Here is a 308-nt window from a genome sequence, read left to right as displayed (position 1 = left end):
CTACCTCCTAGACTCCACCTTAGAGCCTGTACCTCCTGGAGTGGTGGGTGAGCTCTATATTGCTGGTGCTGGTTTAGCCAGAGGCTACCTAGGTCGTCCTGGCTTAACTGCCGAGCGCTTTATTGCCTGTCCTTTTGGTGAACCTGGCACGAGGATGTACCGCAGTGGTGACTTAGCCAGAAGACGTGCCGATGGCGCTTTAGAGTTCTTAGGTCGTGCTGACCAACAAGTGAAGATCCGGGGCTTTAGGATTGAACTAGGTGAAATTGAAGCAGCCCTCTTACAAGCTTGCCCAGAGTTAGCTCAAG

Annotated in this window: 1 protein-coding gene; it reads left to right on the top strand. The window is 52.6% G+C overall.

Features of this window, described 5'->3' with window-relative positions:
- Positions 1–308, top strand: a 308-nt coding sequence (locus JaK3_RS05690; RefSeq protein ID WP_150114211.1) for an acyl-CoA synthetase family protein, incomplete at both ends; no start/stop codon positions are given.

Origin of the sequence: Polynucleobacter yangtzensis, assembly GCF_001595965.1 — a bacterium.
In the GTDB taxonomy this organism is placed as follows: Bacteria; Pseudomonadota; Gammaproteobacteria; order Burkholderiales; family Burkholderiaceae; genus Polynucleobacter; species Polynucleobacter yangtzensis.
This window is presented reverse-complemented; position numbering and strand designations above follow the sequence as displayed.